The following is a 22,724-nucleotide window of genomic DNA, read 5'->3' on the forward strand; positions in this document are numbered from 1 at the left end:
GAGAGAGCTTAAGTTAAGTGCGTAAATGGAGCTATTTAACTCGTTAAACGAACAGTGTTTTTTATTCAGCAAAAAGAATGTATTGCCTTTAACAGGAAGCTTAAAATTTCGTCCGTAATTTCTGACGGCGAATAAATATATGTTGAGTAAATTTGCAGGATTGGTTGGGAAATGGATGTTCTGCGTGCTGGTGGTGTTTGGGGTATCTGCCTGTGGCGGTGGATCGGCAGATAATTCAGTCACTCCAGTATCAAAACGTATTGTTAAACTGGAGGTTCAGATAGGAAATGGGACGAATTCGAGCCATCAGACTTCTTTATTACTGAATGAATCTTCTGACATTAGCGTGGTTGCTCACTTTAATGATCAATCCAGGCAAATGGTCACATCAGAAGTGACCTGGGTAGTGTCCGACCCATTGGTGATGGATATTGTGTTTGGCACAAAGATGGCGCTAAAAGCCAAGTCTCTTGGGAGAGCAACTGTCAATGCTTGGTATAAAGGGCTGAAAAGTGATTCGATAACAGTCGAAGTCAAAGCGCCTCAGATTACCCATATCCAGCTATCAAAAGTATCTTCTCGCTCGGGGATAGGAGCAGAAATATCTTTCCCGCTGGGGACTCAAGAAAGATTTTCAGTGGTCAGCGTTTACGAGGATGGGAAGGTCGAAGACATCACCTCCAAGGTTAAGTGGCATTCCACCGTTCTGGATGTCGTCGAGTTCTATCCCAATGGTTCAGTTAAATCCAAGAAAATAGGGAAAACACAAATATCGGCGGCGTATTCTGGTTTCGACAGTAATTCTATTGAGATCGAAGTGACTGCGGCTACTCTGTCGAGATTAGAGTTGATTCCATTCAACCAAGGCGTACCGCTAGGAACATCCCGTTCGCTAAGTGTTGAGGGAGTCTTTAGCGATTTAACGAAGAAAGATTTGACCAATAGTGTTCGCTGGCATTCTGATAACACGGCAATTGCCAGTGTTTCTCAAGGAATTGTTAAGGCAAATAAGCAAGGAAAAGCAAAGATTACGGCTTCGATGCAGGGTAAGGAAGTATCCACAGAGGTTACGGTGACCTCGGCTGTTCTGCAGTCTATTTCTGTCACGCCAAACCAAAGTCAGATACCTGCGGGACTAAAGCTCAATTTTAAAGCGTTAGGTCATTACTCCGATGGTCAGAGTATCGATGTCACTAATAAGGTGGTCTGGCAAACCGACAATCCGTCTATAGCATCATTTAAAGGCACATCGCTTTCTGCAATTAAACCCGGCTCTGTCAAGGTGACCGCAGCAATGAGCCTTATCAGTAGTGAGTCAGTTAACGTTGAAGTGAAACCGGCATCACTTCAGAAACTGCTGATAAGTGCCAAGAACAACTCAGTTCCCAAGGGGAACCGGTTACAGTTAAAAGCAGAAGCTTTGTACAGCGACAACTCTAAGGTTGATGTTACAGATCAAACAAGTTGGAGCTTAGGCAGTACCGATTTCGCGACCATATCTCATTTGGGGTTGCTTACCGCTCTCAAAGAAGGGCGTGTAAGCATCAACGCATTGTTCCAATCGCTTTCGGTCAAATATGCCGTGGACGTCACTTCTGCAGTATTAGAGCGTATTGAGATTAAACAGAAAAACACCGAATTATATCGTTCGATTAGTCAGACCGTTCATCTTAATGCTATCGGGTATTACAGCGATGGTAGCTCTGCTGATGTAACCCAATCGACAAACTGGAGTACGCCGTCATCCAATATTATGGTTACGGTGAGTGGTACTGTGTGGCCAGTATCCGCTGGTAATGCACAAGTAACGGCGAGCATTGGACATATTAATAGTTTACCAGCTGACATAAAGGTGAACGATGCGGATGTTCGTCAAATTCAAGTGACACCAAGTGACCTTTCTGTAGTTCAGGGTGATTGGAGAAGGCTAGTTGCAGAGGTGACTTTAGAAGATGGAAAAAAAGTAGACGTATCAACATCTGCAAACTTTTTTTGCTAACAATGTTTGGAAAATCGCTGATTCTGATGTTGCCTCTCTGGTGTATGTGATTTTTTCTGCTAAAAACGTCGGCTCTACGACCATTCATGGGGAATTTAAATCGAAGGTCAGCAGAAATATCATTTCAAGTAACCCTATCAATGTAAATGTAAAGCCGATGCTGATTTGTGGGGGGAAGGTGAACGACACTCACGTCGGCAATGCAGCGACAGCCTGCCTGAAGGTGGTGGAATTTAATGGTAAGCAATTTACAGGAACACCCAGTAAGGCTCTGATGGATTATATGGGTGGATACAGTCTAGGTGCTGATGCGGCAGAGCCGTTTGGGAGACATTATCACTCCGTATATTCTGAAAGTGGTCGATGGGGACCTAAGGGCGATTTCGTCAAATTTAGGAATAACCCATCTCTGACTGGCGTAGGTGAAGCTTGGAGTTTTTGCAGTAAACTGGGTCATATGAATTTTAATGGTCGTCGTTACTGGAGGCTGGCTACGTTAAGCGAGTTATCGGAGTTGAGAAAGGATGGCGATATGCATAAACGCTTTGGCTGGCCAACATCCTCCTATTACTGGACGGGATCAAAATATACTGGGGATGAACCCGGTGAACGTCATCACGCGTTGGAGCTTATGTTGAATGCTCTTCATGATTTCCCCTTGAATACTGATGGCAACTACATCAGCTGCGTCTCTTCCTCTCAGTAAACTCGTATACAAAAGAGCGGTATTAACCGCTCTTTTATGTTCAATTGGTTACATTACCTCTCGAAAAAACAAGTCGATATAACGTGATCAAGATCGCTATGTCTACCTAAAAATTCCTGATTATGTTGAAGTATTGGTCTTCGTTATGTGATCAGTCTCTTGATTGGTCGATGGAATGGTCGGATAAGTGTGAGCTCATGCAGAATGCTTGGTAAAAATAGGTTTGATATATTTTTACTTTTACCTAATAACATATTGAATGTATGGGTTTTTTAGGTTTTTACAACCTTTGATTTTGAAGATGATCACTGTTTAAATGGTTTTGTTTTGCAGCCCGAAAAATATCTGCAATTATTTGAGTCAAGCCAGGGAGGCAGACAAAAGAATTCAACTGGATTGCGTATTCTTCGACCAAAACGGATTCAGTGCAGATTAACAAGATAGGTAATTAAAATGAAAAAAGTATTTGCTCTTACAGCTCTAGCAGCGGTTATGTCTACCAGTGCTTTCGCAGGTTCTTCTTATGTAACAGGTAACGCTCAGTTCCACAGCGACGATATCCACGGCTCTAAAGCGACGTCTACTCTGGAAGCGGGTCACACATTCGATTCTGGTACCACACTTCTTGTTGAGTACGATGGCATTCCTGTTGGCAAACTAACGGGCGATGCGGCACCAACGCCTTACATTACTCTGGGTGCAGAACAGATGTTCAACATCAACGAAAACCTATGGGTTGCCGCTGGTTACCACCACCTTGTTAACAACGGTGAGACTGTTCAATACCGTCCTCTAGTGAAAATCGGTTACAACTTCGATAACGGCCTGTCTTTGAGCAACCGTACTCGTTACCACTCAGTAAAAGATGGCGACAACCAAACTCGCTTCGACAACCGCATTGGTTACACGTTGAATGAAGATGTTGCTCTGTCTTACAACAACGTTTACGTAGTGAACTCTGCAGAAGGTGCAGACAACTCAATGGATCACGAGCTTCGTGCTACCTGGACTCGTAAAGGTGTTCAGCCATACTTTGAGTACCGCAATCAGGCAGACAACAAGAACAACGCATTCGTATTTGGTGCTTCTTACGGTTTCTAAGTCCGCCGTCAGAGTTCTAAGTCCAATCAAAAGAGCCAGCATCATGCTGGCTCTTTTTCTATGTGCGTTTTAAGTAGCGTTGTTACTTCTCGTTGTGTGTTGCGTAAACAAAGGTATGACCTTTTTTATTAAACGCGTACACATCGTATTGGTCTTTCTTGTCGCCATATTCCATGCCTGGAGAGCCTAGTGGCATTCCCGGTACAGCCAGACCTACCGCCTGCTTGGGTGGGTTATCTAGGAAGGCTTTGATATCTGACGCAGGGATATGCCCCTCAAAGACATACCCTTCAATTTCTGCCGTGTGGCAGGAGGCAAGTTCTGGTGAAACTCCAAGTTTCTGCTTGATAGGATTGAGGTTTTTGTGGTCTTTGACTTCCACGTCAAACCCCGCTTCTTCCATATGCTTCACCCACTCACTGCAACAGCCGCAGTAGGGAGACTTATGAGTCACAACCTGCGCCGCCATGGCAGTCGCAGACCCTAACATTCCCAGTGTAAAAACAACGTGTGAGATTTTCATCATTCACCTCTATTTTATTTTGAATAATCGCAAGCGATTGGCATTGCTGACTACCGTGATGGAAGAAAGCGCCATGGCAGCACCAGCTACAACTGGGCTGAGCAGGAATCCAAAAGCGGGGTACAAAACGCCAGCGGCTACTGGTATTCCTAATGTGTTGTAAATAAATGCCCCGAACAGGTTTTGTTTCATGTTCTTCACAGTGGCTTTTGAAAGCTCAATGGCTTTGGCAACCGTAACCGGAGACGTGTTGAGAAGGGTCATCTGGGCGCTTTCTATCGCAAGATCCGAGCCACCACCCATCGCCATACTTACATTGGCAAGGGCAAGAGCCGGTGCATCATTAATGCCATCGCCAACCATAGCAACGGTGTACCCCTGTTGTTGCAATTGCTCAATGTGCGACGCTTTTTGATCCGGAAGCACATCCGCAATCACTTCATCGATGCCTAATTCATTAGCAACGGATTGGGCGACTTTCTGGTTGTCGCCCGAGAGCATCGCAACCTTGATGCCCATATCATGAAGCAGCGTAATCGCTTCTTTTGCTTCGGGTTTCACGCTGTCGGAAATGTAGAAAACGGCTGCCGGGGTGTTGTCTACTGTAACGTAGACCTCGGTGAATTCCCCTTGAGGTTTCGATTCTGAGTTGAAGACTTTCTCTCCACTAACAAATTTGGCGTTACCAATATGGATCTGCTGACCATTTATTGTTGCGGCTAACCCTTTCCCTCGGTGGTTTTCAAACTGTTCTACGACCAAAGAAGTGTTTTTTGCTGTGCCGGAGAAGGCACACAGAGCTTTAGCTAGGGGATGCTCAGAGCTGCTTTCAGCGGTGTACACCAAAGAAAGCAAACTGGATTCAGACCATTCACCAAAGTACTGAACGTGAGAGACGCTGGGTTTACCTTCGGTTAACGTGCCCGTTTTGTCGAACACGACCATGTCGACTTTGCTCGCTTGCTGGATAACGTCTGCATCTTTGATAAGTACACCTAACTCTGCTGCTTTACCGACACCAACCGTCACCGAGAGGGGCGTCGCCAGCCCCAGCGCACATGGGCAAGCGATGATCAGAACCGTCGTTGCCACAATCAACATATAGCTGGCTTGTGGAGCAGGACCAACGGCGTACCAGATCAGTGCTGAGACAATGGCAATAGCAACGACCACAGGTACGAAGACCGCAGAAATGGAGTCTGCCAATTTAGCTATTTGTGGTTTGCTGCTTTGGGCTTGTCTCACCATAGTGATTATTCGAGCAAGCATGGTGTTCGCACCAACGGTTGTTGCCTGAATAATCAAAGCTCCGTCCTGATTAATGGTGCCAGCTGAAACCTGTTCCCCTACTGAACGCGCTTTGGGGATGGGTTCACCTGTGAGCATGGACTCATCGACGTAGCTCTCACCCTGAATGACTTCGCCATCGACCGGAATTTTTGCCCCCGGATGAATGCGTAGTTTCATTCCTATCGTGACCTGGCTGAGTGAGACTTCTGATTCCTGACCATGTTCATCGATAACAATGGCGGTTTCCGGCTGAAGGTCCATTAACGCTTCTAAGGATTGAGTGGTTTTGGCTTTGGCTTTGGCTTCGATGAAATGACCAAGTGAGATCAAGCCAATGATCATGGCGCTGGCTTCAAAGTACACGTGGCGGGATTGAGCTGGAAGCCATTCTGGGAATAATACTACTATCATGGAGTAAAGCCATGCTGCCCCCGTTCCGAGTGCCACTAAGGTATCCATGGTGGCTCGCTTGTGAGTCAGTGATTTCCAGGCATTCACGAAAAAGTGTTTGCCAGGCACGGCAAGCAACCACAAACAGATGACACCGATGACACCCCAAATCCATTGATCTTGGGTGTGGCGGATCATCATGTTGCCACCCAATACACCCCAAAGCATTAAAGGTGCTCCGATAGAAAGCGCAAGGAAAGATGCCTTCTTATGGTGACTCATTGCTGCTTGAGACTGGGCGGCTTGTTGCGCTCTGCGTTCCTGTTCGCTGGTCACAACCTCGGCACCATAACCTGCGCTGTCTACGGAATGGATAAGTTCCGCTTTAACCTTGTCGGATGCATCATCAACAAACACCAGTGCCGATTGTTCTGCCAAGTTTATCTGAACTTTCTTTGCCGAGTCTACTTTGAGTAGCGACTTTTCGACTGAGGAAACGCAACTGGCACAGGTCATTCCGGTGAGGGTGAGCTGAATAGTTTCTGTTTCACTGACCTGAACGGGCGAGACTGGTTGAAGGGCTGGCTCGATTACTTCTTCTGCTACCTCAGATGGTTCTTCATTTGGTAGAGAAGCCTGATATCCCGCCGATTCAACAATAGATATCAGCTCCTCAGGTTCAAGAAGCGAATAGACAGTCGCATCTGTTTTGGTCACTTCAAAACTGAAAATTTGCGAATGTTGTGCAAATTCATCCTGCAATTTTTTTGCGCATTTTCCACAACTTAAGCCGGATAAGCTAAGCTCCTGTTTATGGCCAGCTTGATAGCCTAAACTTTGAATAGCATTAAATAGGATTTTGAGAGGTGCGTTAGTCTCCAGATTGACCTGGTGTTTATCAATGGCGGTCACGGAAGTGTCTGGCAGTTCGGTTAATGCCTTTTCAACTTTTCTGGCGCATCCCATGCAATTTAAACCATGGAGAGGAAGCGTATAACTGGTCATAAGCCGTCTCATAAGAATCTCGATTAGGGATGAGAATAAACCTTCCCTCAAGGGGAAGGTCAACAAGCGTTACAACTTTTTTGGATGTTTAGGATTTAGGAGGCAGGATGAAAGGATTTTACTTAGTTGGCTGTATTGTGGGAACGGTGGTGCCGTACGCGGCGCTTTTGTCCTGGTTTGGTGAATTTGGATTCTCCATTCCTTTGATATTTGAACACATCAATAGTACTAAAATCGGGTTGTTTGCCTGGTTAGATGTTCTGATTTCTGCGGTTGTTTTAATTGGCTTTATTCTCTACGACAGTAAGAAAATAGGCTTTACACAGGCATGGAAACCGATACTGGGTACATGCTTGGTCGGTGTTTCTCTTGGCTTGCCGCTTTACCTGTTGCTTCGTGAAATGCATCAGGAAACTCAGATAGCATTGCAAAGCACTTCTTAAGGCTTCATCACGCTCTGTTTTTGCCCATTGTACAATTGCAATTGGGTGGTAAAATGTCGCCAATTTCTCGTCCTTATCTGCGCGGTACCCCAATGGGTGCCGCTTTTAAACACCCAAAGGAAATCCCATGACGGTTAAAACTCGTTTTGCTCCTAGCCCAACAGGCTATCTTCATGTTGGTGGTGCACGTACCGCACTTTACTCTTGGTTATACGCGCAAAATCAGGGCGGTGAATTCGTTCTGCGTATCGAAGACACTGATTTGGAGCGTAACTCTCAGGAAGCCGTGGATGCGATTCTGGAAGGGATGAAATGGCTAGGTCTTGAGTGGAATGAAGGTCCTTACTTCCAATCTAAGCGTTTCGACCGCTACAACGAGTTTGTAGAAAAGCTTCTTAAAGAAGACAAAGCCTACAAATGTTATGCGTCAAAAGAACTTCTTGACGAGATCCGTGAAGAGCAAGAAGCGAACAAAGAAATGCCTCGCTACGACGCAAATCATCCAAAAATTGTTGCGGCAAACGAAGCGGCAAAAGACGGTGACCCTTGTGTTGTGCGCTTCCGCAACCCAAAAGAGGGCAGCGTAGTATTTGATGACCAAATCCGTGGTCGCATTGAGATTGCTAACGATCAGATGGACGATTTGATCATTCGTCGTACTGACGGTTCACCAACTTACAACTTTGTAGTTGTTGTGGACGACTGGGATATGGGAATCACTCACGTAGTACGCGGTGAAGACCACATTAACAATACACCTCGTCAAATCAACATTTATGAAGCACTGGGTGCACCTGTTCCGACATTTGCACACTGCGCAATGATTCTGGGTGACGATGGTGCCAAGCTGTCTAAACGCCACGGCGCAGTATCTGTAATGCAGTACCGTGATGAAGGTTACTTGCCAAATGCTCTTAACAACTACTTGGTTCGCTTGGGTTGGTCTCATGGCGATCAGGAAATCTTCTCTGAAGAAGAGATGATCAAGCTGTTTAGCCTGGATGCAATTTCTAAGTCGGCTTCAGCTTTCAACACAGAAAAGCTGCACTGGCTGAACAACCACTACATCAAAACGTCTGATCCAGCCTACGTAGCAGAGCATCTGCAATGGCACTTGGACAACCAGAATCTGAACACAGAAAACGGTCCTGCCGTAACTGAAGTGATAACTTTGGTAGGCGAGCGTTGCAACACACTGGTAGAACTGGCAGAGCAAATTCGCTACTTCTACGAAGACTTTTCTGAGTTTGAAGCGGGTGCGGCGAAGAAACACCTACGCGGTGTAGCGAAAGGTCCACTAGAGCTGGCACTGGCAAAAGTTGAAGCGCTAGAAGACTGGACAACAGCGAACATCAAAGAAGGTGTTATCGCGGCTGTTTGTGAAGAGCTTGAAATTGGCATGGGCAAGATCGGTATGCCACTGCGTGTTGCGGTAACGGGAGGCGGTCAGTCTCCATCTGTTGACGCAGTTATGGAGTTGATTGGCAAAGAGCGCGTTATTGCTCGCATCAAGATGGCACTAGAGTTCATCGCTGAGCGCGAAGCCAACGCATAATCGGTGAAAACAGAAAGTAAAAGGCTGCGTATGCAGCCTTTTTTGATCGTATTGAGTCATATTTATTTGAGATCAATGCTGTTAAGCCGACCCATATAAGTCAGAATCTCAATATTGTGTTTATGCGCTTCTAACAAGGCCTTTTTAGTTTGAGTGTATGCCGCCAGCTTTCCATGTTTGTTAATGGAACAGACCTTGGTCTTGTATTTGTATTCCCCGTTTTCATCAAACTCGCGCCACTTTGCCAAGTAACACGCATCCCTATGTTCAGGGTCAGTTTTAGTCGGGTTTGGCTTATACACAATCACAGGTTCTACACTGTGAGGCAGTCGGGTCATCAGATAAGGATCTTTAAGCAAGCGACGCCAAAACTTTCCCCACATCTCCCTACCCAGTTCATTGCGCAGTTTGATGGCTTTCTGAAGTCCTTTCTTCTCTCCAATACGCACGAAGCCGACTGAGCGGTGAAGTACAGTGTCGTCAGGTGTATGAATATGAATCTTAAATGCGGTCTTGCTTTTAGAAATAAACCTGTGCCCGGTACTTGTTGTTAGGCTGCTTTTTTTCATAAAGAACGAAATTGATATGTTTGTTACTTATAAAAAAGCATAGAAGAATTTATATAAAGTTTGAAGAGCGCCGCAACTCTCACGGCACGCCAGTCACATTTTTACAATAGATCTTTTTCATGCTTCTTAGGTTCGAAGCACTCAAGCAAATAAATTTGTTAAGAACAGCACCTTATGACGTAAATTGAGCTTTAATTCCCTCATTTTTCTTATTGTCTTTATCTTAGGTTTTACTGGCTATCTGCGGCATCCAGCGCATTCAACAGATAGGCTCTAACAATGCGATTTTGATTCAAAATTACAATATGTCTCACCAGGGCAGACCTTTGTATTGAGCTTTTTCTTCTTTAGTAGCGTTTTTAATGATCTAGACCTCTATTTCCTTATATTTCACTATGGTTAAATAATCTACTATTGATAATGAGTATATTTATCAATGAATCATCACTAAAAAGAAAAGTTAAAGGAGCCCAAAATGAAGAAGTTACTGATAGCGGTGTTTGGATTGTTTTCATTCTCTGCGCTTGCAAACCCTTGTCAAATAACGGTTGAAGCGACTGATGCGATGCAATTCAATACTAAAGCCATCACAGTACCTGCAAGTTGTGAAAACTTTACTGTCGAACTAAAACACGTTGGATCATTACCTGCAAATGCAATGGGTCACAACTGGGTACTGGCAGAGACGGCAAACTTTCAACCTGTTGCCTTGGATGCCGCGAAGGCAGGCCTTGCCAACAACTACGTGCCACCTGGTGACAAACGTGTTATTGCATTTACTAAGATCATTGGTGGTGGAGACACTACATCAGTGACTTTCCCAACGGCAGATCTGAAAGGCAAAGATCTTACGTACTTCTGTTCTTTCCCTGGACACTGGGCAATTATGAAAGGTTCATTGAAGGTGGAGTAATATGCATTGGTTGGCAGCGATACGCTCGCTGCCACGTACTGATTAACATACGTTTTAATGTATATATGAGCATATATAAGTATCAGTGGTGAGAAAAATCATATAAAACTATATTTGTAATCCATGTGTTTTATATAAGTGAGATGTTTATTCAAAAAGCCTTTAGATGATATTGATACGCTTGAGCACCAAAAATAATAGTAAAAACAAGGAAATTTAGAGTGTCTCAGCAGGTGGTTGGTTTATTGGAAAACATCTTGTCTACTGTTTACGGTCAATACAGTGATAAGTCTGCTTCGGACAAAGCATATAAAGCATTTGTTCCAATACTAAAAGAAACGTTAGAAAGTGGAGTTCCTTTTAGTGATCCTCGAGTTCAAAACGCTATAGAGCATCTCAAAAGTCTTCCCCCATATGGTGCTAGGCGCCTGCATTTCTCAAAAAGGTACTTAAAAGATAAAGAGTCTGTACTGAGTCTTCCAAATAACCCGTCATCATTAGCTTATGGGTATTGGTGGTGATGTATGAAGCATAAAGTATTTGCAGTTCTATATGTTCTCGTAGGCTTAGTTCTTGTGCACAACATGATTCCGGAATTAGAGCTTTTTGTTGACCTTAATCCCCTGATATTTGTATTAAGCATGTCTATACTGGGCTTCTTGTCTGGCAAATTTAATGAGCAATCTGATGGTGTTAGAATTGCTTCATCTACTGCTTTATCTTCAGGTTTTATTGCAACATTAATTGGGTTAGTTCTTACATTAGGGCAACCTGAACTCGACTTCCAAATTTTTGCAATTGGGCTGAGTGTATCTGTGCTTCCTCTTTTTTATGGACTGTTACTATTCCTGTTATTAATTCCATTTAGGAAGCAGTCGAAATAAACGACATACAGTGTTTAGGTAGAATATCAAAAAACCGCCAATGGCGGTTTTTTGTTGAATCTTTACTTAACGTATTCAAATTGCCACATTAGGTGCACAGACGTATCTTTTGTAAATGGGAATACAATCGTGCCGAATATATGGCTTAGGCACTGTTTAGAAAATTAAGAGTACATCGAGCTGACATTGAGGACAATGTGTGACCATAAACAAAAAAGCCTTAGCTTAAAAAATAAGCTAAGGCTTTGTTTTATATGGCGCTCCCGACAGGATTCGAACCTGTGACCTGCCCCTTAGGAGGGGGCCGCGCTATCCAGCTGTGCCACGGGAGCGGTGTATTTTCATCATACCTAAAATTCTTACGATGTTAAGCGTTTGGTTTTAATCGAAAATTTGTTTGTGCATTACATCGCCTATCTGCACACTTCTAGCCAGATTAGGCTGGTTGATAACAAGTTCGGCACCTTTGTCGTATACACGAGTGACAGTTAAAGTTATATCACTTTTGGATACACGGTTACGTGCTATGCCGTGTTGGTCAACAAAAGCTCCGGTATGCCATAGCTGCAAAGTGTCGCCTTTCTTTACGCCATGTCGACGACCTAGGTCGATAGTCACCACACCATCTTTTATTGCAACAATCTCTGGAAGGGTGATCTTACAAGACAATTCAGATTCCAAGTCCAGCATCACGTTGCGACTTACCCGCATCATCATTGTTCCGTAAGTAGAAGACCAGAATCGTGCGCCTTTGGTGTCGACTTTACTGGTCTTAGGGAATGGCCAGAGTGCGACCTCGCGATAATTCTTGGTGTACATCTCGTTGCCGGTTTTACCGTCAAATACGCTGACTTCCATAGCAAACTGGCGGTTGATGGTCTCTCTTCCTAAGAGTGAAGATTCAATCGTCGCAGTCAGGTCGGTAATAGATGCGGTCATTAAGTACTGCGCACCCGTATCCTGAGCCAGCATTTTGACGACTTCAGGCTGATCTTTGCGGATCTCGTATTGTGTGGTGCCAACAGAGTAGAAGCTCAGAGACTCTTCATTTAGCTGGCGGCTAATAATGGTGCCGTAATCTCGACCGAGATAATACATACTGCCCATAACAGCCTGGGTTGGTTCAACGATGTCGATCAAGCCAACCGCAAACGTCTTCTTATATTGATCAACATGGCAACCCTTTGCCGAAGGGTAAATGTCTACCCGTACTTTTAAACGTACTTTGCCGCCTGATTCCTCTTCACTAACCACTCTTACGTAGCGAACTTCATGGTTAGTAAACTGATATTCTTCACGAGGATCTTCTAAAAAAGGCTGAATAAAACTCAAAGTGCCGATGTCGGCGCCAGAAAAACTCATGGCTTTATAGAGGGCATCTTCAATGGCGTGAATTCTTGCTATCTCTTTTGTTGACACTATGGTCGCATCGCCGTTGACTTCATACCACGCCGCGCGAATACCAGCAGAAAATATCAAACTGAATATCAACAAGATGGTTCGGAAATCGTATTTTTTCATCGGTGTTTTACCATTTGGGTATGTTTTTTGCTAAATATTTGGTTAGCAGGTTTCGGTGAGTTTTTTCCTAGCGAGCAACTAAGGAAAAGCAAGTATTGTTCCAACAACTGGTAAACACGTTGGAGTAATGAAGCCAAGTATATCCGGAGATGAAGAGAATGAAAAAATGGTTTGTCGTCGCAATGACATCGCTGTTAGCGTCATGCGCATTTTCACCCATTTATGACGGTAAAGACACGTACCCAGGCAGCCGCTTTATGCTGATGGATACACCGCGTCATACAATGGACTTCTTTGTAGAAAGTTTGACTGAAGAGTTGATCCTTTCTAACACGAGTGTTTCAGCGCGCTCACCCATTGCAATCACATCTTTTGTTGATTTGCAGAATATGGATACCACTAACTGGCTGGGTAACTCAGTATCTGAAGGGTTTATCCATCAGTTCCAGCGCCGTGGATTTAAGGTGGTTGACTTTAAAACTACCGGCTCGATTCGTGTAACGCAGGAAGGCGACTTTGCTTTCAGCCGTGACTGGAAAGAGCTGGCACGCGAGCAAGACGTGAAATACGTTCTGACGGGAACGATGCTGCGTCAGGAAGGCGGTGTATTGGTCAATGCCCGAGTGGTAGGGATGCAAACACGTATTGTAGTCGCAACGGCACAAGGCTTCTTGCCGGCAGACCGAATTGGTCGAGACCTTGAAACTCTGCGAAGCATTCGAACTCAGGACGGTGTGATCATTCGCTCTGATCCAGAGATGAAAACGCAGAACACAATTATCCTACGTCCATAGAATAGCCCGAAGCAGAGATTAAGGTGAGAGAGATGAAAAAGTTACTTTTATTGATTACCGCGCTGGTGGCAGTAGGTTGCCAGCCAATTAATAACCGCGGCGAGAATGTCTTAGTTGCGGTCGGATACGCCAGCATCAGTGAACAAAGAGGGCGTACCGCTGAAGAAAAACAAGTTCGTGCACTTCGCGCATCAAAAGTGGATGCTTACCGTGAGTTGGCGGAGCAAGTTTATGGTTTACGAGTCAGTGCCCGTTCGGATCTAGAAGATCAACGCTTAGGTACTGAATACGCGTCAGGTGCAGTTGATGGTGTGATCCGTGGTGCTGAAGTGGTGAGAACCTATGCCGTCGGCGATAACTATGTGACCGAGCTTAAGCTAGATATCGATAAGATGGATAAGCTGCGCGAGTATGGTGATGTTCAGCAAGTGCCTGTTAAGAAGAAATCGACCCTGTTCTAATTGAACCGAACCTATCCGGTATTCTCTTCAACGGTTTCTTTATAAAGTTAAAGTGCTCAATAAATCGAAAGCGGCAACCAAGTGGTTGCCGCTTTTTTGATTCTTAAAAACGAATTCGATCTAGATTGAGTTTCTTTAAGCTTTGATATTTGTGCCTAAGGTCGAAACGGTTTGAGTTTGCCCGCCCGCGTTATAGGTCATGCCAATTTTGCTTCGACTTTGTTGCATCAGGTTGTGCAGTTTATTAAAACTTAACTGAGCGCGCTGCAGTGCTTCACCGTTGATCTCGTTCATTTGCTGGCACTCTGCCACCAAAGATTGGATCTGACTGACTTTATTTTCAAAATCATTATTGGTTTTGAGTTGATCGATGTCGGAATGCTCTCCGATCCTTTGATCTGTCTGCTGAAGTTGGTTGATAAGATCGAGTTTGTTCTTCGCCAGAGATTCAATGTCTTTAGAGACACGGTTGGCGATTGCGACTTTTTCCTGCTCTAACAAGTCCGAAAGGGATTGAGCATTCTGGATTTGGTATTCAAGTAGACTGATTAATGTTGCCATAGATTTCGGAGTGAAAAAAAGCTGGACTGCAGCTATTACAGTCCAGCTAGTTCATCTTCAAACTTCACCATGTTTTCTGCCAGCTTCTCAGGATCTACAGTGTAGGATCCGTTTGCTATTGCCTCTTTAATAGCAGCAACTTTCGCGCTATCAAAGCTCGGCTCGGCAGCCATAGACTGGTGAAGTTGACCGATCGCTTTGCCTTCTTGGCTTAGCGAGACGGCATCTTTGCCGCCTTTAGGTTCGGCGACAGAATCAGAACGCGACGTAGCGCTTGAATCTGTACGGGTTTGAGTGCGGCTGGTTGCCACATTCTGCCCGGACCTTAATTGATCAATGCTTGCCATAGTTTGAGCCTTATTCGCAAATGAAAGAGAACCTGTACAAATGGTATCGACACCCGTTTGGAAAACTTTAACTAATTTTTTCTCAAAAGATCGACTTTTTTCATTTTCCGCTTTGTACAGATCAAAACGTAACGGTTACTTCTGCAATTCCAGTTACTATAGCACTAATTATACGATTTGATTTGGTATTTTTCACCCTCACTTCCTCGCCTTGTGCTCCGTCGGAAAGGGATTTGCCTTTGGTTGTGATCACCAGTCCGTCTTTAACCGCTTTAATTACAACGGTTTCATTTCTGCACACCACACAAATGTCGCCTCTTTCTATTACTTCTCCCTGGCGTATATTTTTCTTGAGTTTTGCACCGGCGACTTGATCCAGTTGATTGAAACCGAATCGACGATAAGCACGTTGTTCGACAAAACTTATGCTAATATCTGATTTATTAACAAGTTCACCTCTGGCTAGTGGACGAAGGGCAGTGACCAATGGTCGCATCAACGAAATGCGCACCGGAACGTAGACTCGCCAGTTGTCTTCTGCACATTCAACTAATACAGTTATGTTGGTGGTTGAGCGTGAGTTAGAGGGGGAAGAGGTCACCAAAGGTGATGGACAGGTCGTCGCTTTAATACGGGAGTCCAGGTTAGCTGCGTGCAGCTCCAACTTGTCCGATGAGGCGGTCTTTAATGTCGCTTTTACGTGTGCTTCGGCGGCGTTTTGGATATCCTTGATCTGTTGCTCAGTAGCAGCGGAACAATATAGGCTAAAGAAAGTTAAACAAAAGCCGATACTTTTCCCAAACTTTTTGCAGAAAGCTCTACACTTAGATATAGATTGCATACTGAGAATTACCTTATAATACGCTATTTTGTATGTAATGATCTTGGTTGTCAGATTTTCATTATACTTTACTAGAAAATGCTTGAGATGGAGATGCGCTTATGACGGGTATTCTTGATTCGGTGAATCAACGCACACAACTCGTCGGTCAAAACCGATTAGAGCTTTTAACGTTTCGTCTAATGGGACGTCAACGTTACGGCATAAATGTATTCAAAGTAAAAGAAGTTCTCCAGTGTCCCAAGCTGACGTCGATGCCTAACTTACACCCTTTGGTGAAAGGTGTCGCGCATATTCGCGGACAAACCGTGTCTGTTATTGATCTAAGCTTGGCTACCGGGGGGCGTCCAACTACAGATCTCGACAAGTGCTTCGTGGTGATCTCTGAATTCAACCGAACCATTCAGGCGTTCCTGGTCAGTTCTGTTGAAAGGATCATTAACATGCACTGGGAATCGATCCTTCCACCGCCAGATGGTGCGGGTAAAGCTAACTATCTGACCGCTGTTACTAATATAGACAACGAGTTGGTTGAAATTCTCGACGTAGAAAAGATTTTGGCTGAAATTTCTCCTATTGATGAAACCATGAGTGAGGACATCAAAGAGGAAATCGCTAACATACAAGAAGAGAAAGAAATCGTTCGTCGTATTCTTATTGCGGATGACTCAACGGTTGCACGTAAGCAGGTTCAACGTGCGATTGAAGGGCTTGGCTTTGAAGCTATTGCCGTGAAAGACGGTAAAGAAGCTTATGAGAAATTGGTTGAGATGGCGTCAGAAGGCAGCATCTACGAACAAATTTCACTGGTTATCTCTGATATCGAAATGCCAGAAATGGACGGCTATACGCTTACCGCGGAAATCCGTCGTCATAATGATCTTAAAGATCTTCACGTGATTCTTCATACCTCCTTGAGTGGTGTGTTCAACCAGGCAATGGTTGAGCGTGTTGGAGCAAACGAATTCATTGCGAAGTTTAACCCAGATGAGTTAGGCTCAGCGGTTAAAGCAGCGGTATCTGGTTAAAGAGAACTGAATGACAGCTATAACTATAAGCGATCAAGAGTATCGCGATTTCAGCCGTTTTCTAGAATCCCAGTGTGGGATCGTTCTGGGAGACAGTAAGCAGTATTTGGTCAGAAGTCGATTGAGTCCTCTGGTTAGCAAATTCAATGTTTCATCGCTATCTGACTTGTTAAAAGATGTCATTACAGGGCGAAACCGTGAGCTTCGAGTTGCTGCGGTAGATGCGATGACAACCAACGAAACACTATGGTTTCGCGACAATTACCCGTTTTCGGTATTGTCTGAAAAGCTGTTGCCGGAAGTGGCGGCAAACAAGCGCCCAATTAAGATTTGGTCTGCCGCAAGTTCTTCTGGACAGGAGCCTTACTCCATTGCGATGACCATTTTGGAAACACAATCCAAAAAACCAGGCATGTTGCCTAATGTCTCTATTACAGCAACAGACATTTCTTCTAGCATGCTAGACATGTGTAAAGCTGGTGTGTACGACAACCTGGCACTGGGTCGTGGCTTGTCTCCTGAGCGTCGAAAAATGTTCTTTGAAGACGCGGGCGACAGCAAAATGAAGGTGAAGGACAATGTTAAGCGCATGGTTAACTTCCGCCCTCAGAACCTAATGGATAGCTACTCGCTTCTGGGTAAGTTCGACATCATTTTCTGCCGTAACGTTTTGATTTACTTCTCACCAGATATGAAATCAAAAGTGCTTAACCAGATGGCAGGGTGTCTAAACCCAGGTGGTTACCTACTATTGGGGGCTTCGGAATCGCTGACCGGTCTTACTGATCGATTCGATATGGTTCGTTGTAACCCTGGTATTATTTACAAGCTCAAGTAATCGCATTTTATGCTTTATCTAGCCCGGCAATTTTTGCCGGGCTTTTTATTGCCACATCTCTTCTTCAACTCGCCATAGCTGACTAAATCTGGCGATAGGTATACACTCACTAATGACATTCCAAATATTTTGAACCCTGAGATCGCAAGATCAGACGGGATCTTCCAAAGAAATACGTAGTGTATATCCACTGTTTGCACATCCTTTGGCTTAATATTTGCTTGTATTACAGCTGTGATTTTATTTTCTTTAGGCTTCCAGAAAAAACTTGGCATGCAGATTGCAAATTGATTCACAGGTAAGTCAGTTCTTTTGGTAGAGGCAAGATATGACTATTTCGTTTGATAAAGCTTTGGGTATCCACCAACACACGGTCGGGCTACGTGAGCGCAATGCTGAAGTGATTTCCACTAACATTGCACAAGCGAATACCCCGGGTTTTAAAGCGAAGGGCATGGATTTCGACAAGGCGCTTAAAGCGGCAAAGTCGGGGGCAAGCTTTGGTCTTTCTCGTACGGACGATCGGCATATTAATGCCACTACCAATATTGCTGGGGACACTTTATACCGATTACCAACACAGCCGGACACGGGTGACGGTAATACTGTTGATGTCGATTTGGAGCGTAACCTGTTTATGCAAAACCAAATCCGCCATCAAGCTTCGCTGGATTTCTTAGGCAGTAAGTTTAAGAACCTAACTAAAGCCTTAAAAGGGGAGTAAGTAGATGAGCTTATTTAATGTATTCAATGTGACTGGGTCTGCCATGAGCGCTGAGTCGGTTCGTCTAAATACCACCTCTAGCAACCTGGCAAACGCGAACAGTGTAAGTAGCTCTGCGGAAGAAACTTACAAAGCTCGCCACGCTGTGTTTGGGGCGGAGTTAAGCAAGGCTAAGTATAATCGCGACCACAATGTTCCAGTGAAAGTAATGGGTATCATCGAGAGTGATAAACCACTCGATGCGGAGTACAACCCAGAACATCCAATGGCGAATGATGAAGGTTATATCTTCAAATCAAACGTTAATGTGATGGAAGAAATGGCGAACATGATTTCTGCTTCTCGTGCATACCAAACGAATGTGCAAGTAGCAGATGCAAGCAAACAAATGCTGCTGCGTACGCTGCAGATGGGTCAATAGGGATAAGGAGGTAACGTAATGGCCGGAATCAACAATGTTGGTCAGAGCGGCTTGTCCTATGTTGATCAGCTTAAAACCCTGCAAGAGCAGAACAAGCCTGAGAAAACAACGGGGCAAAATGATCTTAAACAAGAAGATTTTCTCTCGTTGCTGACCAAGCAGTTAGCTCAACAGGATCCTTTTAAGCCGGTCAGCAATGACCAGATGATTGCGCAAATGGCTTCATTTGCGACCGTCGACGGCATCGGGAAAATGAACAATCAATTTGAAAGTCTTAACTCTTCAATGACGTCTAACCAAGCGCTTCAAGCTTCGTCTTTGGTTGGTCGTGATGTTCTGGTACCAGGTGCCGCAGGCATGAAACCTGACAACGCTGGCATGTCTGCCATGGTCAAGGTCCCTCAAGCGCTGGATAACTTGTTTGTCCGCATTGAGAACGCACAAGGTCAACTTGTTCGCACCCTTGACGTAGGCGCAAAACCTGCTGGTGATGCCAAGGTGGAGTGGGACGGATTAGATGAAAACGGTAACCCATTGCCGGGTGGCAAATACGCCGTGAAAGCGGGTGGTTTGCTGGATGGAGAAACGCGTGAGTTTGAAGTATCTACTTACGCTAACGTGAACAGCGTGCTCCTGGGCAAAGGTGATGGGAATGTACTGCTCAATCTGGCTGGCTTTGAATCGCCAGTTCGACTAGCTGAAGTACTAGAAGTTGGAAAAGCGTAAAAGCGCTAGCTAGATAGGAGAATTTGGAATGTCTTATATTGCTCTTAGCGGGTTATCCGCTGCTCAACTGGACTTGAATACAACCAGTAACAACATTGCGAACGCCAACTCATTTGGCTTTAAAGAGTCGCGTGCCGAGTTCGGCGATGTTTACTCGAACTCAATCTTTACCAACGCGAAAACCGCGACTGGTAATGGTGCACAGGCTCACAAAGTGGCGCAACAGTTCCATGAAGGTTCAAGTATTTATACCAATAACCCGATGGATTTGCGTATCTCAGGTACGGGTTTCTTTGCAGTAGCAAAAGAACGTCTGGAGCCACTATCAAACGAGTTAACTCGTAATGGTGCGTTTCACCTAAACAAAGATAACTACATGGTAACTTCGAATGAAGAATACCTACTTGGTTATCAGGTGAACCCTGATACAGGGGAAGTCGCGTCCTATGAGCCTTCGCCTATAAACATTCCAGCAGAATTCGGCAGACCAAAACCAACAGAAAATGTTGAACTGGGTGTGAACGTGCCAGCAAACGGTGAATTAAAAGATCCGGCTTTGTTTGATACCACGGACCCGACCACTTATAACCGTTCAACATCTTCGACCATTTATGACTCAATGGGTCAGTCTTACAAGATGACAACGTACTACTTGAAAGATTCGAGTCAACCGAATACTTGGCACTCTTACTACACAGTGACTGACAAAGCTGGTGAAAAGCCAGTGAATGTAACTGGAGGAGACGTGACAGCACCTAACGGGCATGTCGGGCATACCATTCGCTTTAATAACGATGGTACGTTGTCGAGTATTAACAACGGTCAGAAAATCGTAACTGAACCTCTTGGTACTGGTGCGGTTCCTATTGAACTAAATGGTGCAGACGTCAACCAACAGATTGAGATCAACCAGTTAGGAGCCACTCAGTTTGCCGCCCCGTTTGAATTGACTAAATTCAACGAAGACGGTGCTACAACGGGCTTCCTTACTAAGTTAGATTTTGATGAGTACGGCAGTATCATGGGCACTTATTCAAACGGTGAAGCGGTAACGTTAGGGCGTGTTGCGCTTGTACGTGTACCGAATGAGCAAGGTCTGGATAAGAAAGGCGGTACTCAGTGGAACTCAACTCAGCTTTCTGGTGACAAGATCTGGGGTGAATCTAACAAAGGTTCATTCGGTTCGGTATCGAGCGGTACGCTAGAGCAATCGAACATTGATATGACTCAGGAGCTGGTGGACTTGATTTCTGCACAGCGTAACTTCCAGGCGAACTCCCGTTCTCTAGAAGTACACAACGGTCTGCAACAGAACATCCTGCAAATCCGATAGTATCTTCAATCATCTGTCATTGCCGCTTTGTGCGGCAATGCTTGTTCCTCTAGCAAGATCTTGTCTGATCTTATCGCTCAAACTCTCTCCAAGAAATTCATTAATTTCCTTATATATCAATTGCTTATATTTTTGGCATGCTAATTGCTTTTTAGCTTTCATAGACTTTTATGGGAGCACACCATGGATCGTTCACTGTTTCTCGCGATGAGCGGGGCAAAACAAAACATGCAGGCAATGCAGCTAAGAGCCAACAACCTGGCCAACGTTAGCACAACAGGTTTCCGTGCTGATCTTGCGCAGGCTCGCTCTATGCAGGCATATGGCGATGGTTTGCCATCTCGCGTATTCAGCATGACTGAGCGTCCGGGGCAAAGCTTTGCTCAGGGCAGCGTGATTACTACAGGCCGTGATCTGGATGTGACCATAGAAGGCAATGGTTGGATTGCGGTTATGGACAAAACAGGTAAGGAAGGGTTAACCCGAAACGGTAACCTGCATATCGATCAAACCGGTCTGCTTACCAACAGCTCTGGTCACCTAGTGTTAGGTGAAACCGGTGCACCAATAACCTTGCCAATTCCTATCAGCAAAGTCGAAATCGGTCGTGATGGCACTATTTCGGTTATCCCGCAGGGTGCTCCTGCCGATGCCATCGAAGTGGTTGACCGAATTAAGTTAACGGCAACCGATAACCGTTCTTTGTACAAAGATACCAATGGTCTTTTCCGCGGAAAGAATGACAACAACGAATACGAAGCTGACGCCAACATCAAGATTATGACGGGCGCGGTGGAAGGCAGTAACGTGAATGCCGTCGGTGAAATGACCAGTTTGATTGACCTTCAGCGCCAGTTTGAAATGCAGGTCAAATTGATGAGTACCGCAGAAGATATGGACAAAGCGTCCGAATCTCTTCTTCGTTCTAGCTAGCATTTAAGTGAGGATTGAGTTATGCATCCAGCATTATGGGTAAGTAAAACGGGTTTAGATGCTCAGCAAACGAATATCTCAACCATCTCGAACAACTTGGCGAACGCCTCAACGGTTGGTTATAAGAAGAGTCGAGCGGTATTTGAAGATCTTTTCTATCAAAACATTAACCAGCCTGGTGGTCAGTCTTCGCAAAACACAGAACTGCCTTCTGGTCTGATGCTTGGCGCAGGTTCCAAAGTGGTCGCGACGCAAAAAGTCCACACTAATGGTAATGCGCAAACCACCAGTAACGCACTCGATTTGATGATTGAAGGCGATGGCTTCTTCCAGGTACTGCTGCCTGACGGCAACATTGGCTACAGCCGCAACGGTCAGTTTACGCTGGATGGCGAAGGTGCAATTGTCACGTCTGGCTCTGGCTACCGATTAGAGCCTGAAATTGTCATTCCTGATAACGCGATCTCTATTTCGGTTGGTAACGATGGTGAAGTGTCTGTCCGAGTTCGTGGTCAGCAAAATAATCAGGTTCTGGGGCAAATTACCACTGTTGACTTCATCAACCCAGGTGGTCTGGAACCAATCGGTCAGAACATGTACCTACCAACGGGGGCCAGTGGCGACCCACAGGAAGGGGTTCCCGGTCTGGAAGGCTTAGGCTCCATTCGTCAGTCTATGTTGGAAACGTCCAACGTTAACGTGACAGAAGAGCTGGTGAACATGATTGAAGCGCAGCGCGTCTACGAGATGAACTCAAAAGTGATCTCATCAGTAGATAAGATGATGAGCTTCGTGAATCAGCAGTTGTAATGAGGGCT

The 22,724-nt window shown here is 45.0% G+C and carries 25 protein-coding genes and 1 tRNA gene; 18 read left to right on the forward strand and 8 right to left on the reverse strand.

What is annotated here, in order from left to right; genetic code table 11:
* Positions 1 to 139: 139 nt before the first annotated feature.
* From RH89_RS09960 to RH89_RS09970, 3 genes are all read left to right on the forward strand, one after another.
* A complete protein-coding gene (locus RH89_RS09960) occupies positions 140 to 1,999 on the forward strand; it encodes an Ig-like domain-containing protein (protein ID WP_038145486.1) in 1,860 nt (619 codons plus the stop codon).
* Positions 2,000 to 2,177: 178 nt separating this feature from the next.
* Entirely contained in the window at positions 2,178 to 2,705 is a 528-nt protein-coding gene (locus tag RH89_RS09965; protein ID WP_139063263.1) for an adhesion domain-containing protein, read from the forward strand.
* 453 nt (positions 2,706 to 3,158) lie between these two features.
* Entirely contained in the window at positions 3,159 to 3,806 is a 648-nt protein-coding gene (locus RH89_RS09970; protein WP_004401532.1) for an oligogalacturonate-specific porin KdgM family protein, read from the forward strand.
* An 82-nt stretch (positions 3,807 to 3,888) separates the two neighbouring features.
* Here RH89_RS09970 and RH89_RS09975 read toward each other — a convergent pair whose 3' ends face one another.
* Positions 3,889 to 4,329 (reverse strand): DUF411 domain-containing protein, encoded by a 441-nt coding sequence (locus tag RH89_RS09975; protein ID WP_004401535.1) that lies wholly within the window; start codon positions 4,327 to 4,329, stop codon positions 3,889 to 3,891.
* 9 nt (positions 4,330 to 4,338) lie between these two features.
* Positions 4,339 to 7,014, reverse strand: coding sequence for a cation transporter (locus tag RH89_RS09980; RefSeq protein ID WP_004401537.1), 2,676 nt, complete (start codon positions 7,012 to 7,014; stop codon positions 4,339 to 4,341).
* A gap of 107 nt (positions 7,015 to 7,121) precedes the next feature.
* Between RH89_RS09980 and RH89_RS09985 the strand changes: the two genes are divergently transcribed.
* Together RH89_RS09985 and gltX are read left to right on the forward strand one after the other, a co-directional pair.
* The gene (locus RH89_RS09985) at positions 7,122 to 7,457 is read left to right on the forward strand and encodes a DUF2834 domain-containing protein (protein ID WP_004401538.1); all 336 of its coding nucleotides are present in this window, start codon (positions 7,122 to 7,124) and stop codon (positions 7,455 to 7,457) included.
* Positions 7,458 to 7,584: 127 nt separating this feature from the next.
* Complete coding sequence (gene gltX, locus RH89_RS09990; RefSeq protein ID WP_004401539.1) at positions 7,585 to 9,012, forward strand: glutamate--tRNA ligase; 1,428 nt, start codon at positions 7,585 to 7,587, stop codon at positions 9,010 to 9,012.
* 62 nt (positions 9,013 to 9,074) lie between these two features.
* Here the strand turns inward: gltX and RH89_RS09995 are convergent, their stop codons facing one another.
* Positions 9,075 to 9,581: a hypothetical protein gene (locus RH89_RS09995; protein ID WP_004401540.1), complete on the reverse strand. Its 507-nt coding sequence runs from the start codon at positions 9,579 to 9,581 to the stop codon at positions 9,075 to 9,077.
* Positions 9,582 to 10,056: 475 nt separating this feature from the next.
* On the opposite strand from RH89_RS09995, the gene azu reads away from it, so the two are divergent.
* The 3 genes from azu to RH89_RS10010 all read left to right on the forward strand — a co-directional run bounded on the left by azu (position 10,057) and on the right by RH89_RS10010 (position 11,378).
* Entirely contained in the window at positions 10,057 to 10,494 is a 438-nt protein-coding gene (azu, locus tag RH89_RS10000) for an azurin (RefSeq protein WP_004401541.1), read from the forward strand.
* Between the two features lie 221 nt (positions 10,495 to 10,715).
* Positions 10,716 to 11,015, forward strand: a complete 300-nt coding sequence (locus tag RH89_RS10005; protein ID WP_004401543.1) for a hypothetical protein — start codon at positions 10,716 to 10,718, stop codon at positions 11,013 to 11,015.
* A 3-nt stretch (positions 11,016 to 11,018) separates the two neighbouring features.
* On the forward strand, positions 11,019 to 11,378 hold the full coding sequence (locus RH89_RS10010; RefSeq protein WP_004401545.1) for a hypothetical protein: 360 nt from the start codon (positions 11,019 to 11,021) through the stop codon (positions 11,376 to 11,378).
* 255 nt (positions 11,379 to 11,633) lie between these two features.
* Here the strand turns inward: RH89_RS10010 and RH89_RS10015 are convergent.
* A tRNA-Arg gene (locus tag RH89_RS10015) sits at positions 11,634 to 11,710 on the reverse strand.
* Positions 11,711 to 11,759: 49 nt separating this feature from the next.
* Positions 11,760 to 12,899, reverse strand: a complete 1,140-nt coding sequence (locus tag RH89_RS10020; RefSeq protein WP_004401547.1) for a flagella assembly protein FlgT — start codon at positions 12,897 to 12,899, stop codon at positions 11,760 to 11,762.
* 158 nt (positions 12,900 to 13,057) lie between these two features.
* Between RH89_RS10020 and RH89_RS10025 the strand changes: the two genes are divergently transcribed.
* Together RH89_RS10025 and RH89_RS10030 are read left to right on the forward strand one after the other, a co-directional pair.
* Complete coding sequence (locus RH89_RS10025; protein WP_004401548.1) at positions 13,058 to 13,693, forward strand: FlgO family outer membrane protein; 636 nt, start codon at positions 13,058 to 13,060, stop codon at positions 13,691 to 13,693.
* Between the two features lie 32 nt (positions 13,694 to 13,725).
* On the forward strand, positions 13,726 to 14,154 hold the full coding sequence (locus tag RH89_RS10030) for an LPP20 family lipoprotein (protein ID WP_004401549.1): 429 nt from the start codon (positions 13,726 to 13,728) through the stop codon (positions 14,152 to 14,154).
* A 135-nt stretch (positions 14,155 to 14,289) separates the two neighbouring features.
* Here the strand turns inward: RH89_RS10030 and RH89_RS10035 are convergent, their stop codons facing one another.
* The 3 genes from RH89_RS10035 to flgA form a co-directional block, all read right to left on the reverse strand.
* Positions 14,290 to 14,715 (reverse strand): flagella synthesis protein FlgN, encoded by a 426-nt coding sequence (locus RH89_RS10035; protein ID WP_004401550.1) that lies wholly within the window; start codon positions 14,713 to 14,715, stop codon positions 14,290 to 14,292.
* A gap of 35 nt (positions 14,716 to 14,750) precedes the next feature.
* Positions 14,751 to 15,062: a flagellar biosynthesis anti-sigma factor FlgM gene (gene flgM / locus RH89_RS10040; RefSeq protein WP_004401551.1), complete on the reverse strand. Its 312-nt coding sequence runs from the start codon at positions 15,060 to 15,062 to the stop codon at positions 14,751 to 14,753.
* Between the two features lie 121 nt (positions 15,063 to 15,183).
* Complete coding sequence (gene flgA / locus RH89_RS10045; protein WP_038123296.1) at positions 15,184 to 15,930, reverse strand: flagellar basal body P-ring formation chaperone FlgA; 747 nt, start codon at positions 15,928 to 15,930, stop codon at positions 15,184 to 15,186.
* Between the two features lie 74 nt (positions 15,931 to 16,004).
* Between flgA and RH89_RS10050 the strand changes: the two genes are divergently transcribed.
* From RH89_RS10050 to flgG, 8 genes are all read left to right on the forward strand, one after another.
* Positions 16,005 to 16,931 carry a chemotaxis protein CheV gene (locus RH89_RS10050; RefSeq protein WP_004401553.1) on the forward strand — a complete coding sequence of 309 codons (927 nt, stop codon included), beginning with the start codon at positions 16,005 to 16,007 and terminating at the stop codon, positions 16,929 to 16,931.
* Positions 16,932 to 16,941: 10 nt separating this feature from the next.
* The gene (locus RH89_RS10055; protein ID WP_004401554.1) at positions 16,942 to 17,769 is read left to right on the forward strand and encodes a protein-glutamate O-methyltransferase; all 828 of its coding nucleotides are present in this window, start codon (positions 16,942 to 16,944) and stop codon (positions 17,767 to 17,769) included.
* Between the two features lie 328 nt (positions 17,770 to 18,097).
* Positions 18,098 to 18,493, forward strand: coding sequence for a flagellar basal body rod protein FlgB (gene flgB / locus RH89_RS10065; RefSeq protein WP_004401557.1), 396 nt, complete (start codon positions 18,098 to 18,100; stop codon positions 18,491 to 18,493).
* 4 nt (positions 18,494 to 18,497) lie between these two features.
* A complete protein-coding gene (flgC, locus tag RH89_RS10070) occupies positions 18,498 to 18,914 on the forward strand; it encodes a flagellar basal body rod protein FlgC (RefSeq protein ID WP_004401558.1) in 417 nt (138 codons plus the stop codon).
* An 18-nt stretch (positions 18,915 to 18,932) separates the two neighbouring features.
* Positions 18,933 to 19,640: a flagellar hook assembly protein FlgD gene (locus RH89_RS10075; RefSeq protein ID WP_004401559.1), complete on the forward strand. Its 708-nt coding sequence runs from the start codon at positions 18,933 to 18,935 to the stop codon at positions 19,638 to 19,640.
* Positions 19,641 to 19,668: 28 nt separating this feature from the next.
* Positions 19,669 to 20,973: a flagellar hook protein FlgE gene (gene flgE, locus RH89_RS10080; protein ID WP_004401560.1), complete on the forward strand. Its 1,305-nt coding sequence runs from the start codon at positions 19,669 to 19,671 to the stop codon at positions 20,971 to 20,973.
* 183 nt (positions 20,974 to 21,156) lie between these two features.
* Entirely contained in the window at positions 21,157 to 21,906 is a 750-nt protein-coding gene (locus RH89_RS10085) for a flagellar basal body rod protein FlgF (protein WP_004401562.1), read from the forward strand.
* A 21-nt stretch (positions 21,907 to 21,927) separates the two neighbouring features.
* The gene (gene flgG, locus RH89_RS10090; protein ID WP_004401565.1) at positions 21,928 to 22,716 is read left to right on the forward strand and encodes a flagellar basal-body rod protein FlgG; all 789 of its coding nucleotides are present in this window, start codon (positions 21,928 to 21,930) and stop codon (positions 22,714 to 22,716) included.
* Positions 22,717 to 22,724 lie beyond the last annotated feature (8 nt).

The sequence above is a fragment of the Vibrio nigripulchritudo ATCC 27043 genome (assembly GCF_000222685.1).
Classification (GTDB): Bacteria; Pseudomonadota; Gammaproteobacteria; order Enterobacterales; family Vibrionaceae; genus Vibrio; species Vibrio nigripulchritudo.

Excerpts from the sequence above, each read along its gene's own strand:
- RH89_RS10075 (WP_004401559.1), top strand. The coding sequence starts at position 18,933 with ATGGCCGGAATCAACAATGTTGGTCAGAGCGGCTTGTCCTATGTTGAT.
- RH89_RS10035 (WP_004401550.1), bottom strand. The coding sequence starts at position 14,715 with ATGGCAACATTAATCAGTCTACTTGAATACCAAATCCAGAATGCTCAA.
- RH89_RS10010 (WP_004401545.1), top strand. The coding sequence starts at position 11,019 with ATGAAGCATAAAGTATTTGCAGTTCTATATGTTCTCGTAGGCTTAGTT.
- flgM (WP_004401551.1), bottom strand. The coding sequence starts at position 15,062 with ATGGCAAGCATTGATCAATTAAGGTCCGGGCAGAATGTGGCAACCAGC.
- flgG (WP_004401565.1), top strand. The coding sequence starts at position 21,928 with ATGCATCCAGCATTATGGGTAAGTAAAACGGGTTTAGATGCTCAGCAA.
- RH89_RS09985 (WP_004401538.1), top strand. The coding sequence starts at position 7,122 with ATGAAAGGATTTTACTTAGTTGGCTGTATTGTGGGAACGGTGGTGCCG.
- RH89_RS09960 (WP_038145486.1), top strand. The coding sequence starts at position 140 with ATGTTGAGTAAATTTGCAGGATTGGTTGGGAAATGGATGTTCTGCGTG.
- flgC (WP_004401558.1), top strand. The coding sequence starts at position 18,498 with ATGAGCTTATTTAATGTATTCAATGTGACTGGGTCTGCCATGAGCGCT.
- RH89_RS09995 (WP_004401540.1), bottom strand. The coding sequence starts at position 9,581 with ATGAAAAAAAGCAGCCTAACAACAAGTACCGGGCACAGGTTTATTTCT.
- RH89_RS10050 (WP_004401553.1), top strand. The coding sequence starts at position 16,005 with ATGACGGGTATTCTTGATTCGGTGAATCAACGCACACAACTCGTCGGT.
- RH89_RS09970 (WP_004401532.1), top strand. The coding sequence starts at position 3,159 with ATGAAAAAAGTATTTGCTCTTACAGCTCTAGCAGCGGTTATGTCTACC.
- gltX (WP_004401539.1), top strand. The coding sequence starts at position 7,585 with ATGACGGTTAAAACTCGTTTTGCTCCTAGCCCAACAGGCTATCTTCAT.
- azu (WP_004401541.1), top strand. The coding sequence starts at position 10,057 with ATGAAGAAGTTACTGATAGCGGTGTTTGGATTGTTTTCATTCTCTGCG.
- RH89_RS09980 (WP_004401537.1), bottom strand. The coding sequence starts at position 7,014 with ATGACCAGTTATACGCTTCCTCTCCATGGTTTAAATTGCATGGGATGC.
- RH89_RS10085 (WP_004401562.1), top strand. The coding sequence starts at position 21,157 with ATGGATCGTTCACTGTTTCTCGCGATGAGCGGGGCAAAACAAAACATG.
- RH89_RS10025 (WP_004401548.1), top strand. The coding sequence starts at position 13,058 with ATGAAAAAATGGTTTGTCGTCGCAATGACATCGCTGTTAGCGTCATGC.
- RH89_RS10030 (WP_004401549.1), top strand. The coding sequence starts at position 13,726 with ATGAAAAAGTTACTTTTATTGATTACCGCGCTGGTGGCAGTAGGTTGC.
- flgE (WP_004401560.1), top strand. The coding sequence starts at position 19,669 with ATGTCTTATATTGCTCTTAGCGGGTTATCCGCTGCTCAACTGGACTTG.
- RH89_RS10055 (WP_004401554.1), top strand. The coding sequence starts at position 16,942 with ATGACAGCTATAACTATAAGCGATCAAGAGTATCGCGATTTCAGCCGT.
- flgB (WP_004401557.1), top strand. The coding sequence starts at position 18,098 with ATGACTATTTCGTTTGATAAAGCTTTGGGTATCCACCAACACACGGTC.
- RH89_RS09975 (WP_004401535.1), bottom strand. The coding sequence starts at position 4,329 with ATGAAAATCTCACACGTTGTTTTTACACTGGGAATGTTAGGGTCTGCG.
- RH89_RS10020 (WP_004401547.1), bottom strand. The coding sequence starts at position 12,899 with ATGAAAAAATACGATTTCCGAACCATCTTGTTGATATTCAGTTTGATA.